Source organism: Polaromonas sp. UBA4122 (assembly GCA_002381615.1).
Taxonomy (GTDB): domain Bacteria; phylum Pseudomonadota; class Gammaproteobacteria; order Burkholderiales; family Burkholderiaceae_C; genus Polaromonas.
The window spans coordinates 1-23,557 of sequence record DFWY01000104.1 but is presented as its reverse complement, the minus strand read 5'-3'; the positions used below and the strand labels follow the sequence as shown (position 1 = coordinate 23,557).

The 23,557-nt window shown below is 60.8% G+C and carries 24 protein-coding genes and 1 riboswitch; of the genes, 13 read left to right on the top strand and 11 right to left on the bottom strand.

The window, feature by feature from the left end:
- From B3F77_RS14220 to B3F77_RS14200, 5 genes are all read right to left on the bottom strand, one after another.
- Positions 1 to 767: thiazole synthase (locus tag B3F77_RS14220; RefSeq protein ID WP_293605621.1), on the bottom strand; the 767-nt coding region annotated here is incomplete at its 3' end.
- Between the two features lie 44 nt (positions 768 to 811).
- Positions 812 to 1,021 (bottom strand): sulfur carrier protein ThiS, encoded by a 210-nt coding sequence (thiS, locus tag B3F77_RS14215; protein ID WP_293605584.1) that lies wholly within the window; start codon positions 1,019 to 1,021, stop codon positions 812 to 814.
- A 76-nt stretch (positions 1,022 to 1,097) separates the two neighbouring features.
- A complete protein-coding gene (thiC, locus tag B3F77_RS14210; protein WP_293605583.1) occupies positions 1,098 to 3,017 on the bottom strand; it encodes a phosphomethylpyrimidine synthase ThiC in 1,920 nt (639 codons plus the stop codon).
- A 58-nt stretch (positions 3,018 to 3,075) separates the two neighbouring features.
- A riboswitch (TPP riboswitch) is annotated at positions 3,076 to 3,187 on the bottom strand.
- A 152-nt stretch (positions 3,188 to 3,339) separates the two neighbouring features.
- Complete coding sequence (locus B3F77_RS14205) at positions 3,340 to 3,756, bottom strand: hypothetical protein (protein WP_293605582.1); 417 nt, start codon at positions 3,754 to 3,756, stop codon at positions 3,340 to 3,342.
- 18 nt (positions 3,757 to 3,774) lie between these two features.
- Positions 3,775 to 4,524: a DUF4395 domain-containing protein gene (locus tag B3F77_RS14200; RefSeq protein ID WP_293605581.1), complete on the bottom strand. Its 750-nt coding sequence runs from the start codon at positions 4,522 to 4,524 to the stop codon at positions 3,775 to 3,777.
- A 71-nt stretch (positions 4,525 to 4,595) separates the two neighbouring features.
- Between B3F77_RS14200 and B3F77_RS14195 the strand changes: the two genes are divergently transcribed.
- From B3F77_RS14195 to B3F77_RS14145, 11 genes are all read left to right on the top strand, one after another.
- Positions 4,596 to 5,213: a Crp/Fnr family transcriptional regulator gene (locus B3F77_RS14195; RefSeq protein ID WP_293605580.1), complete on the top strand. Its 618-nt coding sequence runs from the start codon at positions 4,596 to 4,598 to the stop codon at positions 5,211 to 5,213.
- Between the two features lie 217 nt (positions 5,214 to 5,430).
- Complete coding sequence (locus B3F77_RS14190; RefSeq protein ID WP_293605579.1) at positions 5,431 to 5,985, top strand: Spy/CpxP family protein refolding chaperone; 555 nt, start codon at positions 5,431 to 5,433, stop codon at positions 5,983 to 5,985.
- Between the two features lie 274 nt (positions 5,986 to 6,259).
- Entirely contained in the window at positions 6,260 to 6,541 is a 282-nt protein-coding gene (locus tag B3F77_RS14185; RefSeq protein ID WP_293605578.1) for a hypothetical protein, read from the top strand.
- Entirely contained in the window at positions 6,522 to 7,412 is an 891-nt protein-coding gene (locus B3F77_RS14180) for an endonuclease/exonuclease/phosphatase family protein (protein ID WP_293605577.1), read from the top strand. The genes B3F77_RS14185 and B3F77_RS14180 overlap by 20 nt, the downstream gene beginning before the upstream one ends.
- Before the next feature lie 2 nt (positions 7,413 to 7,414).
- Positions 7,415 to 7,669, top strand: coding sequence for a hypothetical protein (locus B3F77_RS14175; RefSeq protein ID WP_293605576.1), 255 nt, complete (start codon positions 7,415 to 7,417; stop codon positions 7,667 to 7,669).
- On the top strand, positions 7,647 to 8,933 hold the full coding sequence (clsB, locus tag B3F77_RS14170; RefSeq protein WP_293605575.1) for a cardiolipin synthase ClsB: 1,287 nt from the start codon (positions 7,647 to 7,649) through the stop codon (positions 8,931 to 8,933). The genes B3F77_RS14175 and clsB overlap by 23 nt, the downstream gene beginning before the upstream one ends.
- 7 nt (positions 8,934 to 8,940) lie before the next feature.
- Positions 8,941 to 9,915 (top strand): lysylphosphatidylglycerol synthase transmembrane domain-containing protein, encoded by a 975-nt coding sequence (locus B3F77_RS14165; RefSeq protein ID WP_293605574.1) that lies wholly within the window; start codon positions 8,941 to 8,943, stop codon positions 9,913 to 9,915.
- A 324-nt stretch (positions 9,916 to 10,239) separates the two neighbouring features.
- A complete protein-coding gene (gene minC / locus B3F77_RS14160) occupies positions 10,240 to 11,025 on the top strand; it encodes a septum site-determining protein MinC (protein ID WP_293605573.1) in 786 nt (261 codons plus the stop codon).
- An 82-nt stretch (positions 11,026 to 11,107) separates the two neighbouring features.
- A complete protein-coding gene (minD, locus tag B3F77_RS14155; RefSeq protein ID WP_293605572.1) occupies positions 11,108 to 11,923 on the top strand; it encodes a septum site-determining protein MinD in 816 nt (271 codons plus the stop codon).
- 6 nt (positions 11,924 to 11,929) lie between these two features.
- Positions 11,930 to 12,190 (top strand): cell division topological specificity factor MinE, encoded by a 261-nt coding sequence (minE, locus tag B3F77_RS14150; protein ID WP_293605571.1) that lies wholly within the window; start codon positions 11,930 to 11,932, stop codon positions 12,188 to 12,190.
- A gap of 39 nt (positions 12,191 to 12,229) precedes the next feature.
- The gene (locus tag B3F77_RS14145) at positions 12,230 to 13,936 is read left to right on the top strand and encodes an ABC1 kinase family protein (protein WP_293605570.1); all 1,707 of its coding nucleotides are present in this window, start codon (positions 12,230 to 12,232) and stop codon (positions 13,934 to 13,936) included.
- A gap of 107 nt (positions 13,937 to 14,043) precedes the next feature.
- Here B3F77_RS14145 and B3F77_RS14140 read toward each other — a convergent pair whose 3' ends face one another.
- Positions 14,044 to 14,286 (bottom strand): hypothetical protein, encoded by a 243-nt coding sequence (locus B3F77_RS14140; protein ID WP_293605569.1) that lies wholly within the window; start codon positions 14,284 to 14,286, stop codon positions 14,044 to 14,046.
- Between the two features lie 426 nt (positions 14,287 to 14,712).
- Here B3F77_RS14140 and B3F77_RS14135 point away from each other — a divergent pair, with 426 nt between their 5' ends.
- Positions 14,713 to 16,194 (top strand): ice-binding family protein, encoded by a 1,482-nt coding sequence (locus tag B3F77_RS14135; protein ID WP_293605568.1) that lies wholly within the window; start codon positions 14,713 to 14,715, stop codon positions 16,192 to 16,194.
- Between the two features lie 506 nt (positions 16,195 to 16,700).
- Here B3F77_RS14135 and B3F77_RS14130 read toward each other — a convergent pair.
- The 5 genes from B3F77_RS14130 to B3F77_RS14110 form a co-directional block, all read right to left on the bottom strand.
- Positions 16,701 to 17,300: a hypothetical protein gene (locus B3F77_RS14130; protein ID WP_293605567.1), complete on the bottom strand. Its 600-nt coding sequence runs from the start codon at positions 17,298 to 17,300 to the stop codon at positions 16,701 to 16,703.
- A gap of 607 nt (positions 17,301 to 17,907) precedes the next feature.
- Positions 17,908 to 18,111 carry a hypothetical protein gene (locus tag B3F77_RS14125; protein WP_293605566.1) on the bottom strand — a complete coding sequence of 68 codons (204 nt, stop codon included), beginning with the start codon at positions 18,109 to 18,111 and terminating at the stop codon, positions 17,908 to 17,910.
- A 287-nt stretch (positions 18,112 to 18,398) separates the two neighbouring features.
- Positions 18,399 to 19,502: a 3-deoxy-7-phosphoheptulonate synthase gene (locus tag B3F77_RS14120; RefSeq protein ID WP_293605565.1), complete on the bottom strand. Its 1,104-nt coding sequence runs from the start codon at positions 19,500 to 19,502 to the stop codon at positions 18,399 to 18,401.
- An 84-nt stretch (positions 19,503 to 19,586) separates the two neighbouring features.
- Entirely contained in the window at positions 19,587 to 20,198 is a 612-nt protein-coding gene (locus B3F77_RS14115) for a 3'-5' exonuclease (RefSeq protein ID WP_293605564.1), read from the bottom strand.
- A gap of 474 nt (positions 20,199 to 20,672) precedes the next feature.
- Positions 20,673 to 21,299: an isochorismatase family protein gene (locus B3F77_RS14110; RefSeq protein WP_293605563.1), complete on the bottom strand. Its 627-nt coding sequence runs from the start codon at positions 21,297 to 21,299 to the stop codon at positions 20,673 to 20,675.
- 762 nt (positions 21,300 to 22,061) lie between these two features.
- On the opposite strand from B3F77_RS14110, the gene B3F77_RS14105 reads away from it, so the two are divergent.
- Positions 22,062 to 23,249, top strand: a complete 1,188-nt coding sequence (locus B3F77_RS14105) for a radical SAM/SPASM domain-containing protein (protein WP_293605562.1) — start codon at positions 22,062 to 22,064, stop codon at positions 23,247 to 23,249.
- The last annotated feature ends 308 nt before the right edge of the window (positions 23,250 to 23,557 follow it).

Below are 23,557 nucleotides of genomic sequence, written 5' to 3'. Positions count from 1 at the left end.
GCGGTCGGGGTCGAGGCCTGCGCCTCCGCGCGCACCGGCGCGGGAGTCGATTCGCAGGCGGCGCGGCCGGCCGACACCGCATCGGCAAAGGCGCGCGCCATGCGCACCGGGTCGCCGGATTGCGCCACCGCGGTATTCAGCAGCACGGCGTCAAATCCCATCTCCATCACTTGTGCCGCATGCGAAGGTCGGCCCAGACCGGCGTCGATAATGAGCACCGCATCAGGCAGGCGGCGGCGCAAAATCTCCAGCGCGTACGGATTCATGGGTCCGCGGCCGCTGCCGATGGGTGCAGCCCAGGGCATTACGGCGGCGCAGCCCGCATCGTGCAGACGCTGCGCCATCACCAGATCTTCGGTGGTGTAAGCAAACACCGCAAACCCTTCGCGCGCCAGCACGGTGGCGGCCTGCAAGGTGGCCGCAGTGTCGGGCTGCAGCGTTTTGTCGTCGCCAATGACTTCCAGCTTGATCCAGTTCGTACCAACCATCTCGCGCGCCATTTGCGCCAGCGTGATCGCGTCTTCCGCGCTGTAGCAGCCCGCCGTGTTGGGCAGGATATGGCAGCCCAGCGCCTGGATTTCTTGCCAGAAGCCGTCGCCGCCACCGCCTTCGGGTTGCAGGCGGCGCAGCCCCACGGTCAGCACCTGGGTGCCGCTGGCGCGCACCGCGTCGGTCAGAACCTGCGTTGAAGGGTAACGCGCGGTGCCCTGAAGAAAGCGGCTGGTCAGCGTGGTTCCGGCCACGGTCCAGGGCTTGCCATGAGCCATGGAGGGGACGCCAGGGGTGAGATTCAAAGGGATAGTCATGGGGTTCAACCTCCGGTTATGGGTGTAATCACGTCAATGCGGTCGCCATTTTTCAAGGCGCGCTCAGGCCACTCGGGCCGCGGAACAAAACTGCGGTTGATGGCACAGGCCATGGCGCACTGCAGGGCATACCCGCGCGCCTGCAGCAGGGCCTGCAGCGTCGGCGCCTGCGTCGCCAGGCGCTCGCCATTCAGAGAAATTTCAAACGTTTTCATGTCCTTCAATACCTCCTAAAAGATCCTTCATGAAGGCATTCGCCCTTCACTCCCTCTCCCAGAGGGAGGAAGCGAATCAGGAGTAAATCTCGCTGCCGCCCTCGCGGAACTCCTTGGCCTTCTCTTCAAACCCGTTATTGATCTGCTTGATCGCGATCACGCCGGGGCTGGTTGCCAAGGTCGTCGTTTCGGGATTCAGCCGGGCAAACTCGCGTACTTCCTGCGAGATCTTCATCGAGCAAAACTTCGGCCCGCACATCGAGCAAAAATGCGCCACCTTGGCATTCTCCTTGGGCAGGGTTTCGTCGTGGTAGGCCATCGCCGTGTCGGGGTCAATCGCCAGGCGGAACTGGTCTTCCCAGCGGAACTCAAAGCGCGCCTTGGACACCGCGTTGTCCCACATCTGCGCGCCCGGATAGCCCTTGGCCAAATCGGCCGCATGCGCGGCGATCTTGTAGGCAATCAGGCCCTGCTTCACGTCGTCGCGATTCGGCAGGCCCAGGTGCTCTTTCGGCGTCACGTAGCACAGCATGGCCGTGCCGTACCAGCCGATGTTTGCCGCACCCATGGCCGAAGAAATATGGTCGTAACCCGGCGAGATGTCGGTGATCAGCGGGCCCAGCGTGTAGAACGGCGCCTCAAAGCAAGCCTCCAGCTGCTTGTCGACGTTTTCTTTCACCAGCTGCAGCGGCACATGTCCGGGGCCTTCAATCATCACCTGCACATCGTGCTTCCAGGCGATCTGTGTCAGCTCGCCCAGCGTGTGCAATTCGGCAAACTGCGCTTCGTCATTGGCATCGGCAATCGATCCGGGGCGCAGGCCGTCACCGAGTGAAAAGCACACGTCGTAGGCTTTCATGATCTGGCAGATCTCGTCAAAGCGTTCGTACAAAAAGCTTTCGCGGTGGTGCGACAGACACCATTTGGCCATGATGGAACCGCCGCGCGAAACAATGCCCGTGAGCCGGTTCGCCGTCAGCGGTACATAGGCCAGGCGCACGCCGGCGTGAATGGTGAAGTAGTCCACGCCCTGCTCCGCCTGCTCGATCAGCGTGTCGCGGAAGATCTCCCAGGTCAGGTCTTCGGCCTTGCCGTTGACCTTCTCCAGCGCCTGGTAAATCGGCACCGTGCCAATCGGCACCGGCGAGTTGCGCAAAATCCATTCGCGTGTTTCATGGATGTTCTCGCCGGTCGATAAATCCATCACGGTGTCGGCACCCCAGCGAATCGACCAGGCCAGTTTGTCGACCTCTTCCTCGATGGACGAGGTGACGGCCGAGTTGCCGATGTTGGCGTTGACCTTCACCAGGAAGTTGCGGCCAATGATCATCGGCTCGCTCTCGGGGTGGTTGATGTTGTTGGGGATGACGGCGCGGCCGCGCGCCACTTCGTCGCGCACAAATTCGGCCGTGACGTCCTGCACCAATGACGCGCCAAACGAATGGCCGGGCTTGGGCAGGCGCTCGGTGGCCAGGCGTTCGGCCAGCTGGGCGCGTACCAGGTTTTCGCGCACGGCGATGTATTCCATCTCCGGCGTGATGATGCCTTTGCGCGCATAGTGCATTTGCGACACGTTGGCGCCAAGCTTGGCGCGACGCGGCACGGGCGCATGCGCCATGCGCAGCGCGATCAGCGCCGGGTCGTTCAGGCGCTCGCGGCCATAGGCGCTGCTGATGCCGGGGAGCGCCTCGGTATCCAGCCGCTCGGCAATCCAGGCGCCGCGCAATGGGCTCAGGCCGCGCGTGATGTCAATCGGCGCCAGCGGGTCGGTGTACACGCCCGATGAGTCATACAGACGCAGCGGCGGATTGGCTTCGCGGCGCGGCTCGCCGCCACCCTCCTGCACCATCGTGTCGGTCAGCGTGACCTCACGAAACGGCACGCGGATATCAGGGCGCGAGCCCTCCAGGTAAATCTTGCGGGAGCCTGCAAACGGCGTTCGCGTGATGCGGCTTGTGAGGTCGTCGGTGTCAACGGTGAGGCGGGTTTTGGCCATAACTATCTCCAGAAGGTGGGGTGCCTGCCTGGGGAGCCGGAATGCCGCTGCGGGTGCCGGAGCCAAGTGCCATGTTCCCTACGCGGGGATGATCCCGATCAGGTTCAGCGGGTCTCGCATCTGCGATCTCAGCCTCAGATGAAACATCTTTGGCACCCCGACAAGCTGGAGCCATTGTAAGCACAACGCTGGCCTGCTGCACGGAGGAGCGGTGCTGTCAAGGGCCGCTTCCAGCTGGAAAGCCCATTGCCGCAATACCGCCCGGTCTGCCTGCTTATGCCGCAGGCTAAGAGACAGGAAGACGGGGTGCCCCCCGTGACGATCAGGGCTTACCAGCCTTGAGTACCGCTTGCACGTCTTCAACCGACCAGCCATCCTTCATGCCCACCGGGGCGCCGGGGCCGGACGGGAAGCCCACCAGATCCACATGGCTGCCGTCCTTGCGCACATGTTTGTACCGGCCGTCCACAACCACCACGATGGGAATGTGGCCTTTAAGGCCCAGGGCCTTGAGACGCTTTTCTGCTTCGGGCGATTCCATGTCGATTTCCACCACCCGGAGCTTGCCGCCCTGGCTGGCCAGCCAGTCGCGCAGGGGTTTAAGGGCGGACTGCATCGGGGGGTGGGCAAAGCTGATGATCTCGACCACGGGTTGGGCGGCCCAAACCGTGTTCAGCATCAAGCCCAAAGGCAGGGCGCCCGCGCTGCGCTTGAGCAACTGGCGGCGTGTGAGTGTCATGAGTAGCGCATTCAAAAATTACTTGCAGTGGTTGTGCAGCTTCCACATTTCCTCGTGGCCGAGGGCCTTGGCAAACTCGGGCACCTTGCAGCGCTCGGCCTCGGCGGGATCGATGGCGGGCGCATAGCTGCTGGCCTGCATAGCCCCGGTCTGGGGGGCCGCCTTTGCCTTGACCCACTGCGCCACGCCGCCAACGCCCACGGCGACCGTCAGCACGATGACCAGCTGCCCCGGGCTGATACCCGATACGGGTGCGGGTGGCGATTCGCACACGCCGCCCGGGCACAGCTGGGCCTTGTCTTTGCTGAACAGCTTGTATAGCTTGCAGCCCAGGCAGATGCCAAAAGCGGTCTCGAAGAACAACAGCAACAGGCAGGAGCCGCAGACGATGAGATTGATCGGTCCGATCACGTTGTTGATGACCACCAGATACAACATGATCCCGGCCAGCACCAGACCGATGGCCCAGGCAAAGCGTTTCTGCGGGGCGCCCACCCATTCAGGCTGCTGCCGGTGCACCACCCACTGGCCCACGATCAGGCTGGGCGCGAAGCGCGGGTTGATGAAAATGCGAATCGTGAAATCGATCAGAAAGGCCACCACAAATACTCGGGTGGGTTGAAAATTTCCCAGCAGCCAGGCGTTCATGAACGACACCATGGCCAGAAAAAACAGCATGCCTGCACTGGCACGCACAGCCCGCTCATTGAGAACCGGAACGGTGTAGCCGGGCCGCTGCTGGCCGAACTGGAAGATGGAGTTGCTCATGGTGCCTTGTTGTATCAGTACTGACCGAAGTATTGATGAACCGGAACAGAGATGGGTATGATCAAAATCATATGAACTCAGCGTCTTCCCCTATTCACCCGGAGCTTGCTGAACTGCTGCCCGCCGACTTGCACAACTTCTGCGTCACCTCGGCTTATGGGAAAGGTGAGCGTCTGTTTGAGACAGGAAATAAGCCGGCCTACATGTTCTTCATCGCCAGCGGGGAGGTCGTTCTGGAACGACTGGGACGGCACGGCGAATCGGTCATCCTGCAACGAACGAGGCACGGGTTTGTGGGCGAGGCGAGCCTGCAATCGGCCCGCTACCACTGTGATGGCAAGGTGACCGCCCCCGCTGAAATCACCCAGGTTCCCATTCGGGAAATCCGCGTCGCCATTGCAACTGAGCCGGCCTTTGCAACCCGCTGGATTGGCATGCTGAACCTGGAGCTCAAGCGGCTCAGGGGGCAATGTGAACGCCTGTCCCTTCACAAGGTGCAGGACCGTTTGTTACACCTGCTGGAAACCGAGGGCGAAGAGGAAAGATATCCCCTGGGGTCCGGGTTGAAATCTCTGGCAGGGGAATTGGGCGTCACACACGAGGCCCTTTACCGCTGTGTGTCTGACATGGAAAAAAGAAACTTGCTGCGTCGGGACAAGGGGACTCTGAGCCTCGTGGCCAGTGAGTGATGTGAAACATTCTGCCCGCGCCGGACCCGCCGGTACAGGCCAGGGCAGTTTCGGGCAAAGCGGTTTTCACAAACTTTACAAACCGTCACCATGCCGCAATGGCGCGTATACACGGGCCGTCCACACTTGCTTTCAACCTGAAGCCAAAACCTTGTGTCAGTTCTCTGGTGTCAGGCTTTTTTACCCCCTCTCCCGTTCTTCTCGAAAGGAAGTTTCCATGAAATTCGCTCTCAAACCTCTTGCCTCCCTGAACAGTCTCGTCCTCGCCGGTTTGCTGGCTACGGCAGGCGCCAGCGCCATGGCACAGGGCGCGCCCGTCGCGCCTCCAGTCGGACCCGCTGCCGCTGGCATGCACGCTGGCCCGTACGGTGACCGCATGGGCCGTCATGACCCGGCCAAAATGCAGGCCTGGATGGCCAAACGCCAGGCCGAGCTGAAAGCCAAGCTCAAGATCACGCCTGCCCAGGAAGGTGCCTGGACCACCTTCACCGCCTCCATGCAGCCACCAGCTCCCGGCGCACGCCCCACGCCTGAACAGCGCGCCGAGTTCGACAAGCTGAGCACGCCAGAGCGCATCGACAAAATGCGCGCCCTGCGCACCCAGCGCATGGCCGACATGAGTGCGGCCATGGACAAACGCGGAGAAGCCACCAAGACTTTTTACGCCGTGTTGACTCCTGAGCAGCAAAAAACCTTTGACGCCGAGCACAAGAAATTCGGCCAGCGCGAAGGCCGCGGCCGTTACGAAGGCGGCATGCACCGCAACCGTTGAGTCTGACGCTGTAGCGGCTTGAAGGCCTCGTGCCCAAGCCGCCCCAGATGTCAGGGCCTGCACCGGTTGCTCTCTTTGAGGGTGCCGGTGCAGGCTTTTTTATGCGCGAGATCCGCTGCAAATCGCTATTTTTTTGATAGCTTCTTGCGCCCGTATTCATTGGGCTTGAGGCACTTTTTCCCCCTGTTTTCCAGCCTCCGGGAGCACTCCAAGCCCGCGCAGGACGGCGTCCAAAATCCGCTTTGATGCACCGCAGCCTGGCTAAACTGGCTCGATGACTGAAATCCGCAACGTCCAGGCGCCAGCCGTTTTGTCGCGCAATGTGTCTCATGTACGCTTCATGCCATCCTTCATTGATCCGGCTTTCAGGGCCGAAGGTGAAACAAAACAGCTTGAGCGCTGCTTGACGGCGAACGATGAACGTGACGGCGGCGACTCGCCGCGAATAAGTTGCTGTCCTACAGCGGCCCAAGGCCCGGAGATTGACAATGGGACTCTGGAAGTTTGGGTTGTCCCATACCTGTTCCTCACTTCTTATGCACCGTTCTATCCCTGACTCTTCCCGACGCGGCGCGCCTGCCGTCTTGTCCGAGGCCGCGCCTGAGGCCGCCATGCCTGTTGACGTGGCTGCGGTAGAAACCGATACGCAGGCGGCGCTTGCCGCGGTCAGCCCCGACGCGTCATTTTTCTTCAAGGTCCTCACGGTCAATATCCACAAAGGCTTCACCTTTTTTAACCGCAAGTTCATCCTGCCCGAACTGCGCGAAGCCGTTCGCAGCGTGGGCGCGGATGTGGTGTTCCTGCAGGAGGTAACGGGCAGCCACATCAAGCACCCCGACAAGTTCGACAACTATCCCGACATGCCGCACTACGAATTCCTGGCCGACACGATCTGGTCGCAGTTCGCCTATGGCCGCAACGCGGTCTACACCAACGGCCACCATGGCAACGCCGTGCTGTCCAAATTCCCCATCGTGCGTTTCAAAAATCACGACGTCTCGATCAGCGGCCCCGAAAGACGCGGCTTGTTGCATTGCGAGCTGCATATTCCGGGCCGCAACGTGAATTTGCATGCCATCTGCGTGCACCTGGGGTTGGTCGAGGCACACCGCACCCAACAGATGGAGATGCTGTGCGACCTGGTGCGCAAGCATATTCCCGCCCACGCCCCGGTGGTGGTGGCCGGCGACTTCAATGACTGGCGGCATCGCGCCCACGACCTGCTGGAGCGCAGGGCCGGGCTGCATGAGGTGTTTGTGCAAGCCCACGGCCAAGCCGCACGAACTTTCCCCGCGCGTCGGCCCGTGCTGCGGCTGGACCGCATCTATGTGCGCAGTGCCATTGGCCACGCCCCAGTTGTCCTGCCTAGCAGGCCCTGGTCGCATTTGTCAGACCATGCCCCCCTTGCCGCGGAGATTGAATTGTAAATATGACCCCCACGCTTGTCGCTTCGCGTACTGCGCTGCCCCCCGAGGGGGCTGTTCCGCCTAAGGGCGGCCTGTCGGCGGAACTGGCCCCCACGCTTGTCACTGCGCATACTGCGCTGCCCCCCGAGGGGGCTGTGCTTGCTTGGGGCGGCCTGGCGCGGCGCACTTTGGCCTCCATGCTTGTCACCGCGCGCATGGCGCAAAGCGCCTGGCAGTGGCTCTCAAGGCAGGCGTATGACTCGCTGGGTCAGCGGTAACCAGTTCAGGCTGCTTGAAAACGGCGAGGAGTTTTTTCCCCGCGTCTTTGAGTGCATTGCCGCAGCCCATCGCGAGGTCGTGCTGGAAACCTTCATCCTGTTTGAAGACAAGGTCGGCATGGGGCTGCACGCGGCCCTGCTCCAGGCGGCCGCACGCGGCGTGCAAATTGACATCACCATTGATGGTTATGGCTCACCCGACCTGTCGCCCGGCTTCATCTCCGCGCTCACGCAGGCTGGCGTGCGGGTGCATGTGTTTGACCCCAGCCCCAGACTCTGGGGCTGGCGCACCAACTTGTTTCGCCGCATGCACCGCAAGATTGTTGTGGTCGACGGCCAGCGTGCCTTTGTCGGCGGCATCAATTACTCAGCCGATCACCTGGCCGACTTCGGGCCCATGGCCAAGCAGGACTATGCCGTCGAGATTGAAGGCCCCATCGTTGCCTTGATTCACCAGTTTGTGCACAAGGCGCTGGCAGCAGGCCAGCGCCTTGCCGCCACGACCCTCACCGGCAGGCTGCGCGAGCGCTTTTCTGCGAGCGCGCAGACGCTGGCCCAAACCTCGTGGAGCCCCACATCGACTCCGGTCGGCGTTGCGGGCGCCATCTTTGTGACCCGCGACAACGGCAAGCATACCAAGGACATCGAGCAGCACTACCGCATTGCCCTTCGTGCCGCACGCCACCGCATCGTGATCGCCAACGCCTACTTCTTCCCCGGCTACCGCTTGCTCAAAGAGATCCGCAGGGCGGCGCGGCGCGGCGTTGATGTACGGCTAATCCTGCAGGGCGAGCCCGACATGGCGATCGTGAAAACTGCCGCCAACATGCTGTACCACTACCTGCTGACGGGTGGCGTGCAGATTTTTGAATATTCCGAACGGCCGCTGCATGGCAAGGTCGCGGTGGCCGACGATGCATGGGCCACGGTGGGTTCCAGCAACCTGGACCCCTTGAGCCTGTCCCTGAACCTCGAAGCCAACATCATCATCAAGGACCGCGAGTTCAACCAGTATTTAAGCGGGCGGCTGGACCACCTGATGCAACACGGCTGCAAGCAAATCGGGACCGGCGACCTGGTGGAGTCGAGCGGATGGCGCCTGGTACGCAGTTTTTTTGTGTTTCACCTGCTGCGCCGCTACCCTGCCTGGGCGGGTTGGCTGCCTGGGCACGTGCAGCGCCTCACGCTGGCCATGCAGGCCAGCCCGCCAGCCAGCACGGACTTGGCGGGTGCCGATGCAGTGAGCCAGGCCGACCCGGTTTGAGCGCCTGATGGCCAAGCCCCGCGCCCGCGCCCCGCGGAAAATCACCGATAGAGCCTGGTGGCCGTGGCTCAAGCGCGGCGCAACGGCTGTATTTTTTGTGCTGGTGGCCGGCCTGCTGATGTCGCAGGCGCGCACCATTGAATGGGGCAAGGTGCTCACTTCGCTGCAGCACTATCCCCTGGCGGCCGTGTGGGCCGCCGTGCTGCTCGCCCTGGCCAGCTTCACGCTCTACAGCTGTTTTGACCTGCTGGGCCGCCGTTACACCAGCCACACGCTGGGCGCCCCCACCGTCATGATGGTCACCTTCATCAGCTACGCGTTCAATCTCAACCTCGGCTCGCTGGTCGGGGGCGTCGCTTTCCGCTACCGCCTCTATTCGCGCCTGGGCCTGGACAACGGCGTCATCACGCGCATCATGTCGCTGAGCATGCTGACCAACTGGATGGGCTATGTGTTGCTGGCAGGGCTGGTGTTCAGCCTGCAACCGCCGACCTTGCCGCCCGACTGGGACATTGATTCAGCCCAGCTGCGATTCATCGGCTTCGCCTTGCTGGCCGTTGCCGCCGGCTACCTCGGCGTCTGCGCTTTCTCGCGCCAGCGCACGCTGCGTGTGCGCGGCCATGCAATTGAATTGCCATCGCTCAGGCTGGCCAGCCTGCAGCTGCTCATGGGCGCCAGCAACTGGCTTGTGATGTCGGGCATTATTTTTGTTCTGCTGCAGCACCGCATCGAATTGGCTACGGTGGTCAGCGTGCTGCTGCTGGCCGCTGTGGCTGGCGTGATCGCCCGTATACCGGCGGGCCTTGGCGTGCTCGAAGCCGTGTTTGTGGCTCTGCTGTCGCACCAGATGCCCCGGCATGAACTACTGGCTGCACTGGTGGCTTACCGTCTTGTCTACTTCCTCGCGCCGCTGAGCGTGGCGAGTGTGCTCTACCTCGTCATGGACGCCAAGGCCAAACCGCCCGAGGCGCCACGCTGGTAAACAGCCTCTGGCGCTTATTCGTTAAAGAGCAGTTACAACCATCCGCGGCAGGAAGTTCATGAAGTTCCGGGATAATGAGCTCCTTGTTTTCTACTTTTTATAGGGCGCAAGCCGCATGCATTCGATGCCTGGCGCCTCTCAGGCAGGCCATGGCACCCCGCGCCACAGCGGGTCAACAGCAGCGGCGCGTTTCATACGCTCACAAATGCGACAAACCGTGCGCGCCGATTTGGCTTTTCTTGCGCTACTCTCGGCCATCCCTGCATTCGGCCATGCCGCCATGACTTGCCCGGCTCCCTTCCCTCACTTCGCTTTGCATCGCCCATGACCGTTGCCATCCGGGCCACCACCCCCGCCACCTTTGAAATAAAAAGCGCCAACCTGCCCCTGGTCGCGCTGCTGCTCAAGTCCACCGACCTGGCGGCCCTGTCACGCGAGCTGGCGCTGCGCTTCGGCGACATTCCGGATTTCTTCGACCAGGACGCGCTGATGATCGACCTGTCGCCGCTTGAAGCGGCGGCCAGCGGCGCAGCAACGCCCGCCGGCGAGATCGACTTTTCAGCACTCATTGCCCTGCTGGGCAGCTACCAACTGGTGCCCGTTGCCGTCAAAGGCGGCAACCCTGCGCAAATGGCCGCCGCGCTGCAAGCCGGCCTGCTGCCCGTGCCCGACGCGCATTTGGTAAGCCTCCGGCCGGCCACGTCACAACCCGCCGCCCCGCCCACTGCCGCGCCTATTTCAGCACCCCCCGCAACACCTTTGGGCGCGCTGGTCATCGACAAACCCTTGCGCTCGGGCCAGCAGGTGTATGCGCGCGGCCGCGACCTGGTGGTGCTGGCCATGGTCAATGCCGGTGCCGAAGTCATTGCCGACGGCCACATCCATGTCTATGCACCGCTGCGCGGCAAGGCCATGGCCGGTGCGCGCGGCAACACCGAGGCGCGCATCTTTGCGCTGGCGCTGGAGGCCGAACTGCTGTCCATCGCCGGCGTGTACCGCACCAGCGAAAACCCGCTACCGCCCGGCGTGGCGGGACAGCCCACGCAAGTGCGGCTGGTGCCCGGAGGACCGGACGGCGACAAACTCGTAATGAGCGTCTTGAATGCCTGAAGAGCGCCTGAAACAACACCCCTGAACATCCCTGCGCCGGGCAGCGCCCCGCACACACCATTTTTTTAAGGACTTTCATCAGATGGCAAAAATCATTGTGGTCACCTCTGGCAAAGGTGGCGTGGGTAAAACCACCACCAGCGCCAGCTTTGCAACCGGCCTGGCGATGCGCGGCCACAAAACCGCCGTGATCGACTTCGACGTCGGCCTGCGCAACCTCGACCTCATCATGGGCTGTGAGCGCCGTGTGGTGTATGACCTGATCAACGTCATCCAGGGCGAAGCCACGCTCAACCAGGCGCTGATCAAAGACAAGCAGTGCCAAAACCTCTATGTGCTGGCCGCCTCGCAAACCCGCGACAAGGACGCACTCACCAAAGAAGGCGTGGAAAAAGTCCTCAAAGACCTCGCCGCCATGGACTTCGAATACATCGTCTGCGACTCGCCGGCCGGCATTGAAACCGGCGCGCTGATGGCCATGCACTTTGCCGACGAAGCCCTGGTGGTGACCAATCCCGAGGTGTCTTCGGTGCGCGACTCCGACCGCATCCTGGGCATACTCTCCAGCAAGACCCAACGCGCCATCGACGGCGGCGCGCCCATCAAGGAGCACCTGCTCATCACCCGCTACAACCCCAGCCGTGTCGATCAGGGCCAAATGCTCTCGCTGGAAGACATCCAGGACATCCTGCGCATCAAGCTCATCGGCGTCATCCCCGAGTCCGAGGTGGTGCTGCAAGCCTCCAACCAGGGCGTGCCCGCCGTACACATGCAGGGCAGCGACGTATCTGAAGCCTACAAGGACGTGATAGACCGCTTTTTGGGCAAGGACAAGCCACTGCGTTTCACTAACGCGCAAAAGCCCGGCTTCCTCAAGCGCCTGTTCGGGGGGAAATAAAGCGCCATGGCTTCATTCCTGTCTTTTTTCCTCGGCGAAAAGAAAAAAACCGCCAGCGTTGCCAAAGAGCGGCTGCAGATCATCCTGGCGCACGAGCGCTCGGGCCGCAGCCACGAGCCCGACTACCTGCCCGCGCTGCAGCGCGACCTGATCGCCGTCATCGCCAAATACATCCACATCAATCCCGGCGACATCAAGGTCAACCTCGAGCGCCAGGACAACCTGGATGTGCTCGAAGTCAAGATCGAGTTGCCCGACACCAAGTAACCGCCACTCGGCTGCTGGGCGCGGCGCTATCATCCGGCCATGCTCCTAGAGACTCTGAGTGCGGCGCGCGACATGGCGCGTCTTAATGAAATAGTCGGCGTACTCATTCGCCACGGCTTTGGCGACAGCGTGCGCCGCCTCGGCCTGGCCGACAAGCTGGAACGCGCCGGCCATGCCATCAGATGGGAGCATGTGGCCGACCTGGCCCGCATCGAGCCTCCTGTGCAGGTGCGCTTGGCGATGGAAGAGCTGGGCCCCACGTTCGTCAAGCTCGGGCAGATTCTGGCCGGCCGCGCCGACCTCTTCGGTCCCGAGTGGATTGCCGAGTTCGAGAAGCTCCACAGTCATGTGCCGGCGGTACCGCTCGATGTGTTGCGGCCGCAGTTGCGCGAAGACCTGGGAGGCGAGCTTGAGGACGTGTTCGCCCGCTTTGACACCGAGCCGCTGGCCGCCGCCTCCATAGCCCAGGTACACCGCGCGCAGCTCAAAGACGGCACCGAGGTCATCGTCAAGATCCGCCGTCCCGGCATCACCGAAGTGATCGAGGCCGACCTGCGCCTGCTCGGCCATCTGACCGCGCTGGCCGAGACCGAGATACCCGCCCTCAAACCCTACCACCCGCAGCAGCTGGTGCGCGAATTTGCCAAGTCACTGCGGCGCGAGCTGGATCTGGCAGGCGAATGCCGCCATGCCGAACGCATTGCCGCCAACATGGCATCGCTGCCCTACATCGTGATCCCGCGTGTCTACTGGGCGCACACCGGTGAGCGCGTCAACGTGCAGGACTTTGTGGGCGGCGTGCCCGGCGGCCAGCTCGACCAGCTCACCGCCGAGGCGGGATTCGACCGCACCGTACTGGCCCAGCGCGGCACCCACGCGGTGCTCAAAATGATTGTGGAAGACGGCTTCTTCCACGCCGACCCGCACCCCGGCAACGTGTTCTACCAGAGTGGCAACCGCATCACCTTCATCGACTTCGGCATGATCGGCCGCCTCTCGGCGCGGCGGCGCGACGAGGTGCTGGAGCTGCTGCTGGGCTTGGTTGAACCCCAGCCGCAGGCCGTGGCCGATGTGCTGCTCGACTGGACCGGTGACGAGCATGGGGTACACCTCTCGCAGCTCGAAACCGAGATCGAAGCCTTTGTGGACCAGTACCACGGCATCCCGCTGGCGCAACTCAAGCTCGGCCAGATGCTCGCCGACGTCACCACCATCCTGCGCGAGCACCACCTGGGCCTGCCGTCGGATCTGGCGTTGCTGATCAAGGCCTTTATCTCCCTTGAAGGTATGGGCCGGGGCCTGGACCCCAGCTTTCACATGACCACCGAGGCGGCACCCCTGCTGCGCCAGGTGGCGCGCGCACGCTTGCGGCCCAAGGTTCTCGCCACCCGCGCGTGGCAGACACTGCGCCGCGCGCTGGCCGTGGCCGAGCAGTTGCCGCACGATGTGTCGCGCCTGCTGCGCAACGCGCGGCGCGGCCGGGTGCAGGTGAGCATTGAGCTGGTGCACCTCAAGCGCGTGGGCGATCAGATCGACCGCGCCGCCAATCGCCTGGCCATGGCGCTGGTGATTGCCGCGCTCATCATCGGCGCATCCATTGTCATGACCGTCAAGGGCGGCCCTACCCTGTTCGGCCTGCCGGCCTTCGGCTTTTTGGGCTTCAGCGGCGCCGTGATCGGCGGCCTGTGGCTGGTGCGCGCCATCTGGCGCAGCAGCCGGGGGCGGTCTGTCGATGATTCAGACTGATGAGTGATGCTTCAAGTGCCATTTTGCTATTATTTTAATAGCTGTTTACGCACGTCCTGCTTTGGCTACAGCCGTTTTTTTCTTGCCCTTATCCAAAAAAAGGCCGATTAGCGGCCCCTGGTCACGCCGCTTTTCACGCCGCCGCCCAACACCGGGCTGGTGGCTACCGTCACCCCCGCTTTGGTACGCAAGACGCCGTCAAGACCCAACACGCCAGCGTTCGATGAAGCACCCCAAGCCATGGCAGTGGTCAGCACCACCAACGAAGGAATGGCCCCCAAAAACCGTGGTCGGGTCACGCGGGCAAGAATTTGAGAGTCCTGAGACTGAAACTTTTGAATCCTGGACATCGAAGCTCCTGTGTTGAAGAAGAGTTCATCTTCCCCGGCCCACATGTCTGCCAGGTATCTGCTTTGTTGACTTTGTAAGTCGATGCACAGCGCCCGTTTTAATGGTCTCAACTGATAAGTTGTGCGCTTGCATGGTTGGCAATCTCAGCATGCGGCGCGACCCTGCCGCCACGGTGTAGCGCCTGTCCGCTTCGGCCTCGAGCCACAGATTGGGAAAGTAAAAGCGCCACCTGGGCCAGGCCGTAAGCCATCCCCGGCAACGTCATAAAACAACAGAGGAAAAACATTTAATTTCCCCGATGACGCTGTGTGCGATGGCGCACAGATGAAATGCGTGCAGCGGCGCAAGCTGACAGTGGAGATTCGTATCTCTTCGTTTCTTATCTTCCCGGATCGGACTCGACCTTTAACAGAAAAGAAAAGCAAATGAACAGATTCAAGAGTTATTCCAGGCGACTAATGTGCTTGATTCCCTTCCTGCTGACCGCTTTTGTGGCCGGCTGCGGCGGTGGGTCAGACAACAACTCGATCGGCCCCGGCTTGGTGGCCGCGGTCGCACCCATAGTCACTTCCAGCAACCCGGCTGATGCTGCCACGGCTGTGTCGATCAACAGAAAAATCACCGCCATCTTCAGCAAGGCGATGGCCCCCGCAACCATCACCATGGCAACATTTACGGTGACCACCGGGCCGGGCGCGACGCCAGTTTCAGGAGCCGTGACCCTGGATGTCACAAACAACACTGCGATCTTTACGCCAACAAGCAATCTCGCGGTCAACACCCAATTTACTGCCACGATCACCACCGGGGCCCAGGATGCGGGAGGGGTTGCACTGGCAAGCAACTTTGCATGGACCTTTACAACCGGGGCGACCTTGTTGGACAACACCGCACCCACGGTAACTTCCACCAACCCGGCTGATGCTGCCACGGGTGTGCCGGTCAACAGAAAAATCACCGCGATCTTTGATGAAGCGATGGACCCCGCAACCATCACCACGGCAACATTTACGGTGACCACCGGGCCGGGCGCGACGCCAGTTTCAGGCACTGTGACCTACATAGGCACGACAGCGATATTTACACCAGCAAGCAACCTCGCAGCCAGCACATCCTATAAAGCCACGATTACAACGGGGGTCACCGACCTCGCCGTCCCGGCAAATGCATTGGCAGCTAACCGGGTATGGACCTTTACAACAGCAGACACAGCGCTGGCGATAGCGAAAGGTCCAGTGCCAGTAGTCCTTGGAACGGCCGGCAATTATGTAATTCTGGCAAAAGCTGGAATCTCAAGCACCGGAACCACCGCAATAGTCGGAGATATTGGACTGAGTCCGGCCGCCGAGAGCTACATAACCGGATTTTCCCAAGCACGTGATGCCACGAATGTATTTGCGACATCGAGTCTCGTGACCGGAAAGATCTATGCAGCCGATATGGCGCCTCCGACTCCATCCAACCTGACCACGGCCATAAGCAACATGGAAACCGCGTTCACCGACGCCGCCGGACGATCATTGCCTGATGTTACTGAACTGGGCGCCGGAGATATTAGCGGGATGACACTCGTCCCTGGTCTCTACAAATGGGGCACCGGGGTTTCAATAACATCTGCTGGTGTCACTCTCTCGGGTGGCGCAAATGATGTCTGGATTTTCCAGATAGCACAAGATCTCACCGTGGGCAACGGCGCCATTATTACCCTGAGCGGCGGCGCACAGGCCAAGAACATCTTCTGGCAGGTCGCGGGCCAGGCGACCCTTGGAACGACGTCTGACTTCAAGGGAATCATCTTGAGTAAAACGCTGATTTCGCTGAATACCGGTGCAAAAATGAGCGGCAGAGCGTTGGCACAAACGGCGGTTACCTTGAACGCCAATGCGGTTACACAGCCTGCCCCATAAAACTGCGGTATCCGGGATGAAGGCACCTCAACGGAGTTGAGGAACAAGGCCGGGGGCGGCTTCCCGCAACAAATGAAAAGGACCCCCTCGGGTCCTTTTTTTGGCGTGCTAAGTCACCAGGCCAGTTGGGTTGTGCATGGCTTTGTCTGCCTTTCTTTCCGCCGGCGCGGCAAGGTCTTACAGGCGGGGGGACGTGACGATGCCGACATCACCAGGAATAAGGAGCAGGACCGGCTTTACGGGTACGACGGCGGCTGCCACCGCAGAAAATACCTCGCATGCTCCGCTCGCGGATTTATATTCAGGTGGCATTTAGCTATTTATTTGATAGCACACTACGCCCGATTTGTTTGGACCACAGCCCTGTTTTACACTTAAACCGGCCTAAAAAAACAGCACCTGCCTTTCGGCAAGTGCTGCGTTGGTTGGCGGCTCGATACAGGCCAGTCAAAGGCACCTTGCGCCCCCCATCAGGCAGCGCCTTGACGCCGAAGCCGCAACGCCGCTTAGCGGGCCGTGGTCCCGCCCTGAATGCCGGCATCCAGCTTGGCATTGGCCGCGCCTTGCACGCCACTGTTGACGGTGTTGTTGACGCTGCCGGGCCCGCTTTTCCCGCCGTGGGTCAGACGTTTGCCGGTTCGCGCTGCAGCGCTGCCTGCGGTTTGACCCGTGTCACGCACACCGCCCAGCACCCGGCCCACGCCATCGGTGGCGCTGTTCACCCCGCCATCGGCCTGCACACCGGCGCCAGTCGAGCCCGCAGCGCCCGTGGCCGCCATACGCTCTTCAGCCGTGACCTTGCCGTTGGCGCCTGCGCGCACACCGGCATCAAGGCCCACGCCGGCGTTGGCAACGCCGCCACCGGGCTGCACGGCGGTATTGGCGCCCAAGCCCACGCCAACCCCTGCACCCATGCCGCCGCCCAGAGCAGGGCCTGCGGCTATCGTCACGGAGCCACGCGAGGCGCCGTCAAGCCCCAATCCGCCAGCATGCGATGAAACACCCCAAGCCATGGCAGTGGTCAGCACCACCAGGGAAGGAATGGCCCGCAACAACCTTGGACGGGCCACGCGGGAAAGAATTTGAGAGTTTTTAAAACTGGGCATTGAAGCTCCTGTGTTGAAGAAGAGTTCATCTTCGCCGGCCCAAGTGTCCGCCGGGTTTCTGCTTTGTTGACTTTGTAAGTCGATGCGAAACTACCGCATCACATGGGGTAGCAAGCAAGTAAACACTTACACCACAAGTGATCCTCACCATGCGGAATGACAATGCCTGTATTGTGAAGCGCCTGTCAGCACCCGAAACCCGATCAGCGCCGGCTTGGTCATCCTGGATATTCAGGCCCAACGAAATCGTTCAGCACTTCCTTGCGCCACAAACGCTATTAATTTAATAGCTGCTGATGCCCGTTCTATATGGGCTAAATGCCTTTTTAACATCTAAATCCAGCCGTGCTGGCAGCTGGCCGGCAAACGCTATCGTATTAATAGCTGCTCGCGCACATGCAGCAATGGCTGCGGGCATTTATGGCCCTGCATAACTGCCCGTTTCGGCCCCGGGCTACCGCCTGGGAAAGTAAAAGCGCAGCTTGCCGTAAGGCGAGTCCGTGGCCAGCAGGCCGCGATGCGGTCCTTCAGTACGTGCGGCCATGTTGCAGGGGCAGCCCGGTTTTTGCGCCTTTTAATGCGGCAAACTGTGCTGTCCGACAGGATGTCAGCGCCGGCTGCCAACCGGCCCGCGGCGCGACTGTGACTGATTGCTGCCGCCCACATGCGCCTCGCGGTCGCTACGGCTGTTCGACGTGCGCTTGCCCTGATTTAACTGCGTGGTTTCTTGCTCCCCCAGCTTGTTGGTGTCGTTTTCGACCTTGCCGGTCTTCGCGGCCTGCTCGTCACGCGGATTTTGCTTGTAGGTCATGGCGCTTTCCTTGTTGACTGTTTGCCAAGCGTTTGAAGTGCTGCCCCGGCGCGGCGGTGGCACCAGGCGCTGTTTCATTCTTGGCCAGTTGCAACACGCGCCGTGTCGGACAGCGCCGCGTTTGCAGGCGCGACAACGAGACGGCTTCACCGCTAACATGCCGCGTGATTTGGCAGCCCGTACACGGCATGCGCTATCGTCGGACTGGCAATAACTTGACCAGGCAGGCATCACCCGTCGGCATGGTAAACAAGCAATCAGTTTCACGCGCGAACATTCCGGTTTATCTAATACCCGGCATTGCGGCGATCCTTGACCGCCTGCGCCAACTGCTCCAATACCGGCACGGTCTGCTCAAAGCTGATGCACGCATCGGTGACCGACACGCCGTGCTTCAAAGGATGGCCGGGAACGATGTCCTGCCGGCCTTCATTGAGGTGGCTTTCAATCATGATGCCGGTGATGCGCTTGTCACCTCCTGCAATCTGCTGGGCCACTTCCGCCGCCACGGTGATCTGGCGCTGGTATTGCTTGCTGCTGTTGGCATGCGACACATCAATCATCACCTGCTCGCGCAGGCCAGCACTTTTAAGCAGCACGCAGGCGGCGTTGACGTCTGCTGCGGCGTAGTTGGGCTGCTTGCCGCCGCGCAAAATTACGTGGCAGTCGTCGTTGCCCCGGGTCTCAAAAATAGCGGCCTGGCCCATCTTGGTCATGCCCATGAAGGCGTGTGCGGCCTGCGCCGCCTGGATGGCATCGGTGGCGACCTTGATACCGCCATCGGTGCCGTTCTTGAAGCCGACCGGGCAGCTCAGGCCGGAGGCCAGCTGGCGGTGGCTTGGGCTCTCGGTGGTGCGCGCGCCAATGGCGCCCCAGCTCACCAGATCGCTGATGAATTGCGGGCTCAGCAGGTCCAGAAATTCGGTTCCCACGGGCAGGCCAATTGCCAGCACGTCCAGCAGCAGGCGCCGCGCCATTTCCAGCCCTTCGTTGATGGCGAAGCTGCCGTCCAGGTGCGGGTCGTTGATGTAGCCTTTCCAGCCCACGGTGGTGCGGGGCTTCTCGAAGTACACGCGCATCACCACCAGCAGCTCGTCGGCCAATGCATCGGCTTGCACCTTGAGCTGCCGGGCGTATTCCATGGCCTGATCATGGTCGTGGATGGAGCAGGGGCCCACCACCACGATCAAGCGGTCATCGCCACCATGCAGCACGCGCGAGATGGCAGCGCGGCTGTGTTCCACCAGCGCCAGTGTGGCCTTGGGCACTGGCAGCCACTCCTCCAGCAACGCTGGCGTGATCAGCGGGCGCACCGCGCCTATGCGTGTGTCGTCAATGCGGGTGGTGTCGTGGGTGGAAAGCGGCGTGGCGGGTTGGACGTGGGTGTTCATGACTTGAATTATGAGTGTTTTTAGGCTCTAGCCCTTACCAATCGGGCGCAAGCAGCTATTTATTTGATAGCGTTCCGGGCCGGCTTAAGCGTTCGCGTACTTCGCCATCAGCGCGCTGACTGCCGGTTTAGCGCAGCGCTGCAAGGTCATAAGCAGGGCATGGTTGGGGTTGGCTACGCCGTGGCAAGTGCGCAGGTCGTGCTGGATCTGGTTCACCAACGCAGCAGCCATTTCGGCATCGGCCAGCGCACGGTGTGCCGTACCCAGGCGCGGCAGGCGGTGGTAGTCCACCAGCGATCCGAGCTTGTGGTTGGGCGCCTGCGGGTAGAGCCTGCGCGAGACCAGCATGGTGCAGGCAAAGGGCTGCGGCGCCGGCAGGCCACGCCGCGCCAGCTCCGCCACCCAGAACTTGCGGTCAAACGACGCGTTGTGCGCCACCATGGGCGACTTGCCCACAAAGCGGCTGGCCTCGGCCATCACCTGGGCGGCATCAGGCGCAGTCGCCACCATGGCATTGGTGATACCGGTGAGCTGGGTGATGAAGGACGGTATGCGTACGCCAGCGTTCATCAGGCTCTGAAAGCGGTCCACCACCCGGCCACCCTGCACCATCACAATGGCCACTTCGGTAGCGCGGTCACCGTGATCGGGCGAGAGTCCGGTGGTTTCGAAGTCGATGACGGCGATGGGTGACAAAATCAGTGTAGGTTCTCAAATTTCATGCAAAAAGGCACCACCAAAAATCAAAAACTTTTGCAGTGATTTTGCGAATAACGAGACGTAAATTCTCAAAATCATTGCAAAAATCCTAACCAATCAATTAGCCCTCACCGGCCAAACCAGACTTTTGGCCTCCAGACCTTAAGCTACCGACATATTCCAATATCCATTGGTTAAAGTTTAATACTAACCAGCCAGTCGAGCTGTCCGATTTGTCTATGAGCCAATAGTCACTGAGGGCTCAAAGCCGACGGTCGCGTTGAGCTACCTGTGTGACTGCAATGCCAGCGAAAGCGGGCATTCAACTTTGAATTTTGATCGGCAGGTGTCGACCAGCCCAAGTCTATGCAAGTCCTAATTTAGGCTCAGGGTCAAGCAGTTTGAATTACTGTCTGTCTGGACGCCTCGACCAAAAAAGCCGGTCCGGTCTCTTTGAAAGCGGAGGCGCTGCTATTCGATCTTGATCGCGTCTAGCGTGGTGGCCGTGAGAACTCTGCCGGTGCCAGGCCCATTGATCAGGCTCCAAACGGTCGCCTGCTCCTCGTACAGACTTCCACCCGGCACGCAATCCACCGGCAACACGACCTTGTAGCCGTTTTGAGCGGCGCCGGTCGCAGTATGGAGCGCAGCGCCGAAGGCGGTGGTCCCGCAAACGATTACAGTCCTGACGTTTTTGGCTTTCAGGTACTCATCGAGCTTGGTCCCAAAGAACTTGTTGACGCCCGCTTTGACAATGGGCTCGTCATCCCTTGGGGTTACTGGCGACAGAATAGTCTCTCGCGATCCGGCGCCAGTGTTGCTGTAGAAGACCGCCATGTGCGCGCTCCGCGCCTTTTCTAAGAACGTGGCCATCGCCGACACGGCAGCGATGCAACGGGGGCGATGCTCCTGATTGCAGGTGGCCTCCTCAATATCGAGTAGGAGTAAGGCGGTTTCATTGGCCTTCACAGTTGACGCAGAGAGGTTGGGCACCGGCGGGGCCTTCACTTGCTCCCATAACTCTATGATGCTCGCCGCCGCCACCGACTTCACGGCAACGATGAAGGCAAGGGCCACCATCGGGATTCGAACGCGCATGATCGTCTCCTATCTATCAAGGTCAGTAAATGCCACCCAGTCTAAACGGAATTACGCCTTTATCCGAGTTTCGCTAAGCGCACTGAGCCATCGGCCGCCCAGTTTCTGCGAATGACGGCAGTCAGTCTTCAAGAGTCAGTGGCCGAGCATTTTGCAACATTTCGCTTGAAGGACAGGTCCAGACTGCCTGCTGACATACGACCATCCAAACTGCTTGCTCCAGACCGGTCAGTCAAGTCTGCAGGGCGCGACTCGGCAATGTGGCAACGAATTCAATGACCCGAGCATCCACACTCGACCATTTGCTGCCGTTGGCCAGTGCCCGCTTCCTGGCAACCCAATTGCATGAGTGGGATTGCCAGTCAGCAGTCGATCATGGCGGCCTGCATCGTGTCCTAACCCGACCGTGCCTTCTCAAGTTGTCCGCATCTATAGCGGTCGTTCGGTTCGCATCAGAAGGCGACGGAGAATGTCCGGTTTAGCGCTGACCGACTTGAAGCCTGGTCGACTGCGGGCGTACAAAAGTTGAACTGGCAGCCACATAGCCGTCATTCTGTTTAGCATCAAACCCGCCCCAATGTCGATTGGGTCAATCAAACATCCTTCTTCGCCCCCGCAGTCGTCGCTACGGCGCCACAGAGGCTCATTTTTACCTCCGTAGCGCTTATCATTGGCGCCCGCCAGAGACGGCCTCTTCGCTACCCACACGAAATTCTGGTCGCGCACATCTGCAACCGATCTCCCTGCCCTTCAGTCTAAATAATGCACAACTCGACACCGATTCACTTCTATTCAGACACCGCCAAAGCGGACATCCCGCAATCAGACGTCAACCCCATCGTAGGCGGCCGGGTCGAGCTGCAATTGCTTACCACCCTCAAATGCAACCTGAAGTGCAGCTATTGCTCATTGGGCGTGGGCGAGGTGTTGGGCTCCCAGGTTCATGTGGAGTACGACATTGAGCAACTCTGTGCCTTCGTCGACAAGCATCTGAAAGGAAAGGAAGTCTATGTGACGTTTTACGGGGGTGAGCCCACGCTGAACAAACCACTGATGCTGGAAGTGATGCAGCGCTTCCCGCACTTTCGCTTTCAACTGCAGACCAACGCCACCCTGATCTCGAAACTGCCAGACGAGACCTTGAGCCGGCTGTCCAACGTGCTGGCCTCGATTGACGGCGGCGAAGCCACCACCGACGGCTACCGTGGACGTGGCATCTACCGCCAGGTGATGAAAAACCTCCGGGAAGTGCGCGGAAAAGTGGGCGGCACCATCACGGCCCGGGTCACATGGGGCAATCCTGACACCTGTTTTGAGGAGCTGGACCAACTGGTCGGGGAGGACACTCCGTTTGACTACCTGTACTGGCAGTTTGTGGCCGATGAGCAGTATGGTGGCGACTCGGTGGCCAAGCGCCAGTCCGTGCTGGTGCAATTGATAAACAAGTTCTTCTCGCGCACCGACGTGATGTACCCGCTGATTCCGCTGATGGGCACGGTACGCAACAAGCTTTTCCCGACCCGCGCACAAGAACTGTATGCGGGGCGCACCCAGTGCCGCGTGTCCACGCACTTGCTCAACGTGATGCCCAACGGCGAGATTTACCCCTGCCCGGACATGATGTACGCCCCCGACATGAAGATGGGTGATGTCAAAAGCAACTGGCTCAAAAAGAGCCCGCTGCAGTCCACCTCCGCCATGCCCTGCGACGGATGCGAGGCGTTTTCATGGTGCCGTGGCAATTGCATGAAAAACATGTACCTCGGCTACGTCAAGCAAGACGAGCGCTACCGCACCAATGTGGTCGAACCCATCTGCGAGTTGATCCGCTTTATGGGCCGCGAGATCGACAAACACAACCCGCAAGCCTGGTTTGACCGGGCAACACTGCCCGTGCGAAAGCAGATCATGGATTGTGAAGTCTATGAGTATGTGGAGATTATGCCCTGAGCCAACGCCAATGATTAGATGCCTGGCCCGCAGGAGAACCCGGTCAACGCATCATCTGCCCACCAACTTTGCTGCGCAAAAGCGCAGGGTGTCACCTGCTCAGCAGGGTGCCGTAGGTGATAGTGATCATCGGTCAAGCAGGTTGTGCCGCTAACGTCACAGTCGCCTTCAGACTGACAGCGGCTGTACGGATTTCCGAACTGGTTGCTCCAAACCGGTCACCGAACTCTGCAAGTCGAATGTCGGCTATGTGGCGATGATTTCAACGATTGCAGCACCCGCACCCGACCAGGTGCTGACATTGCCGA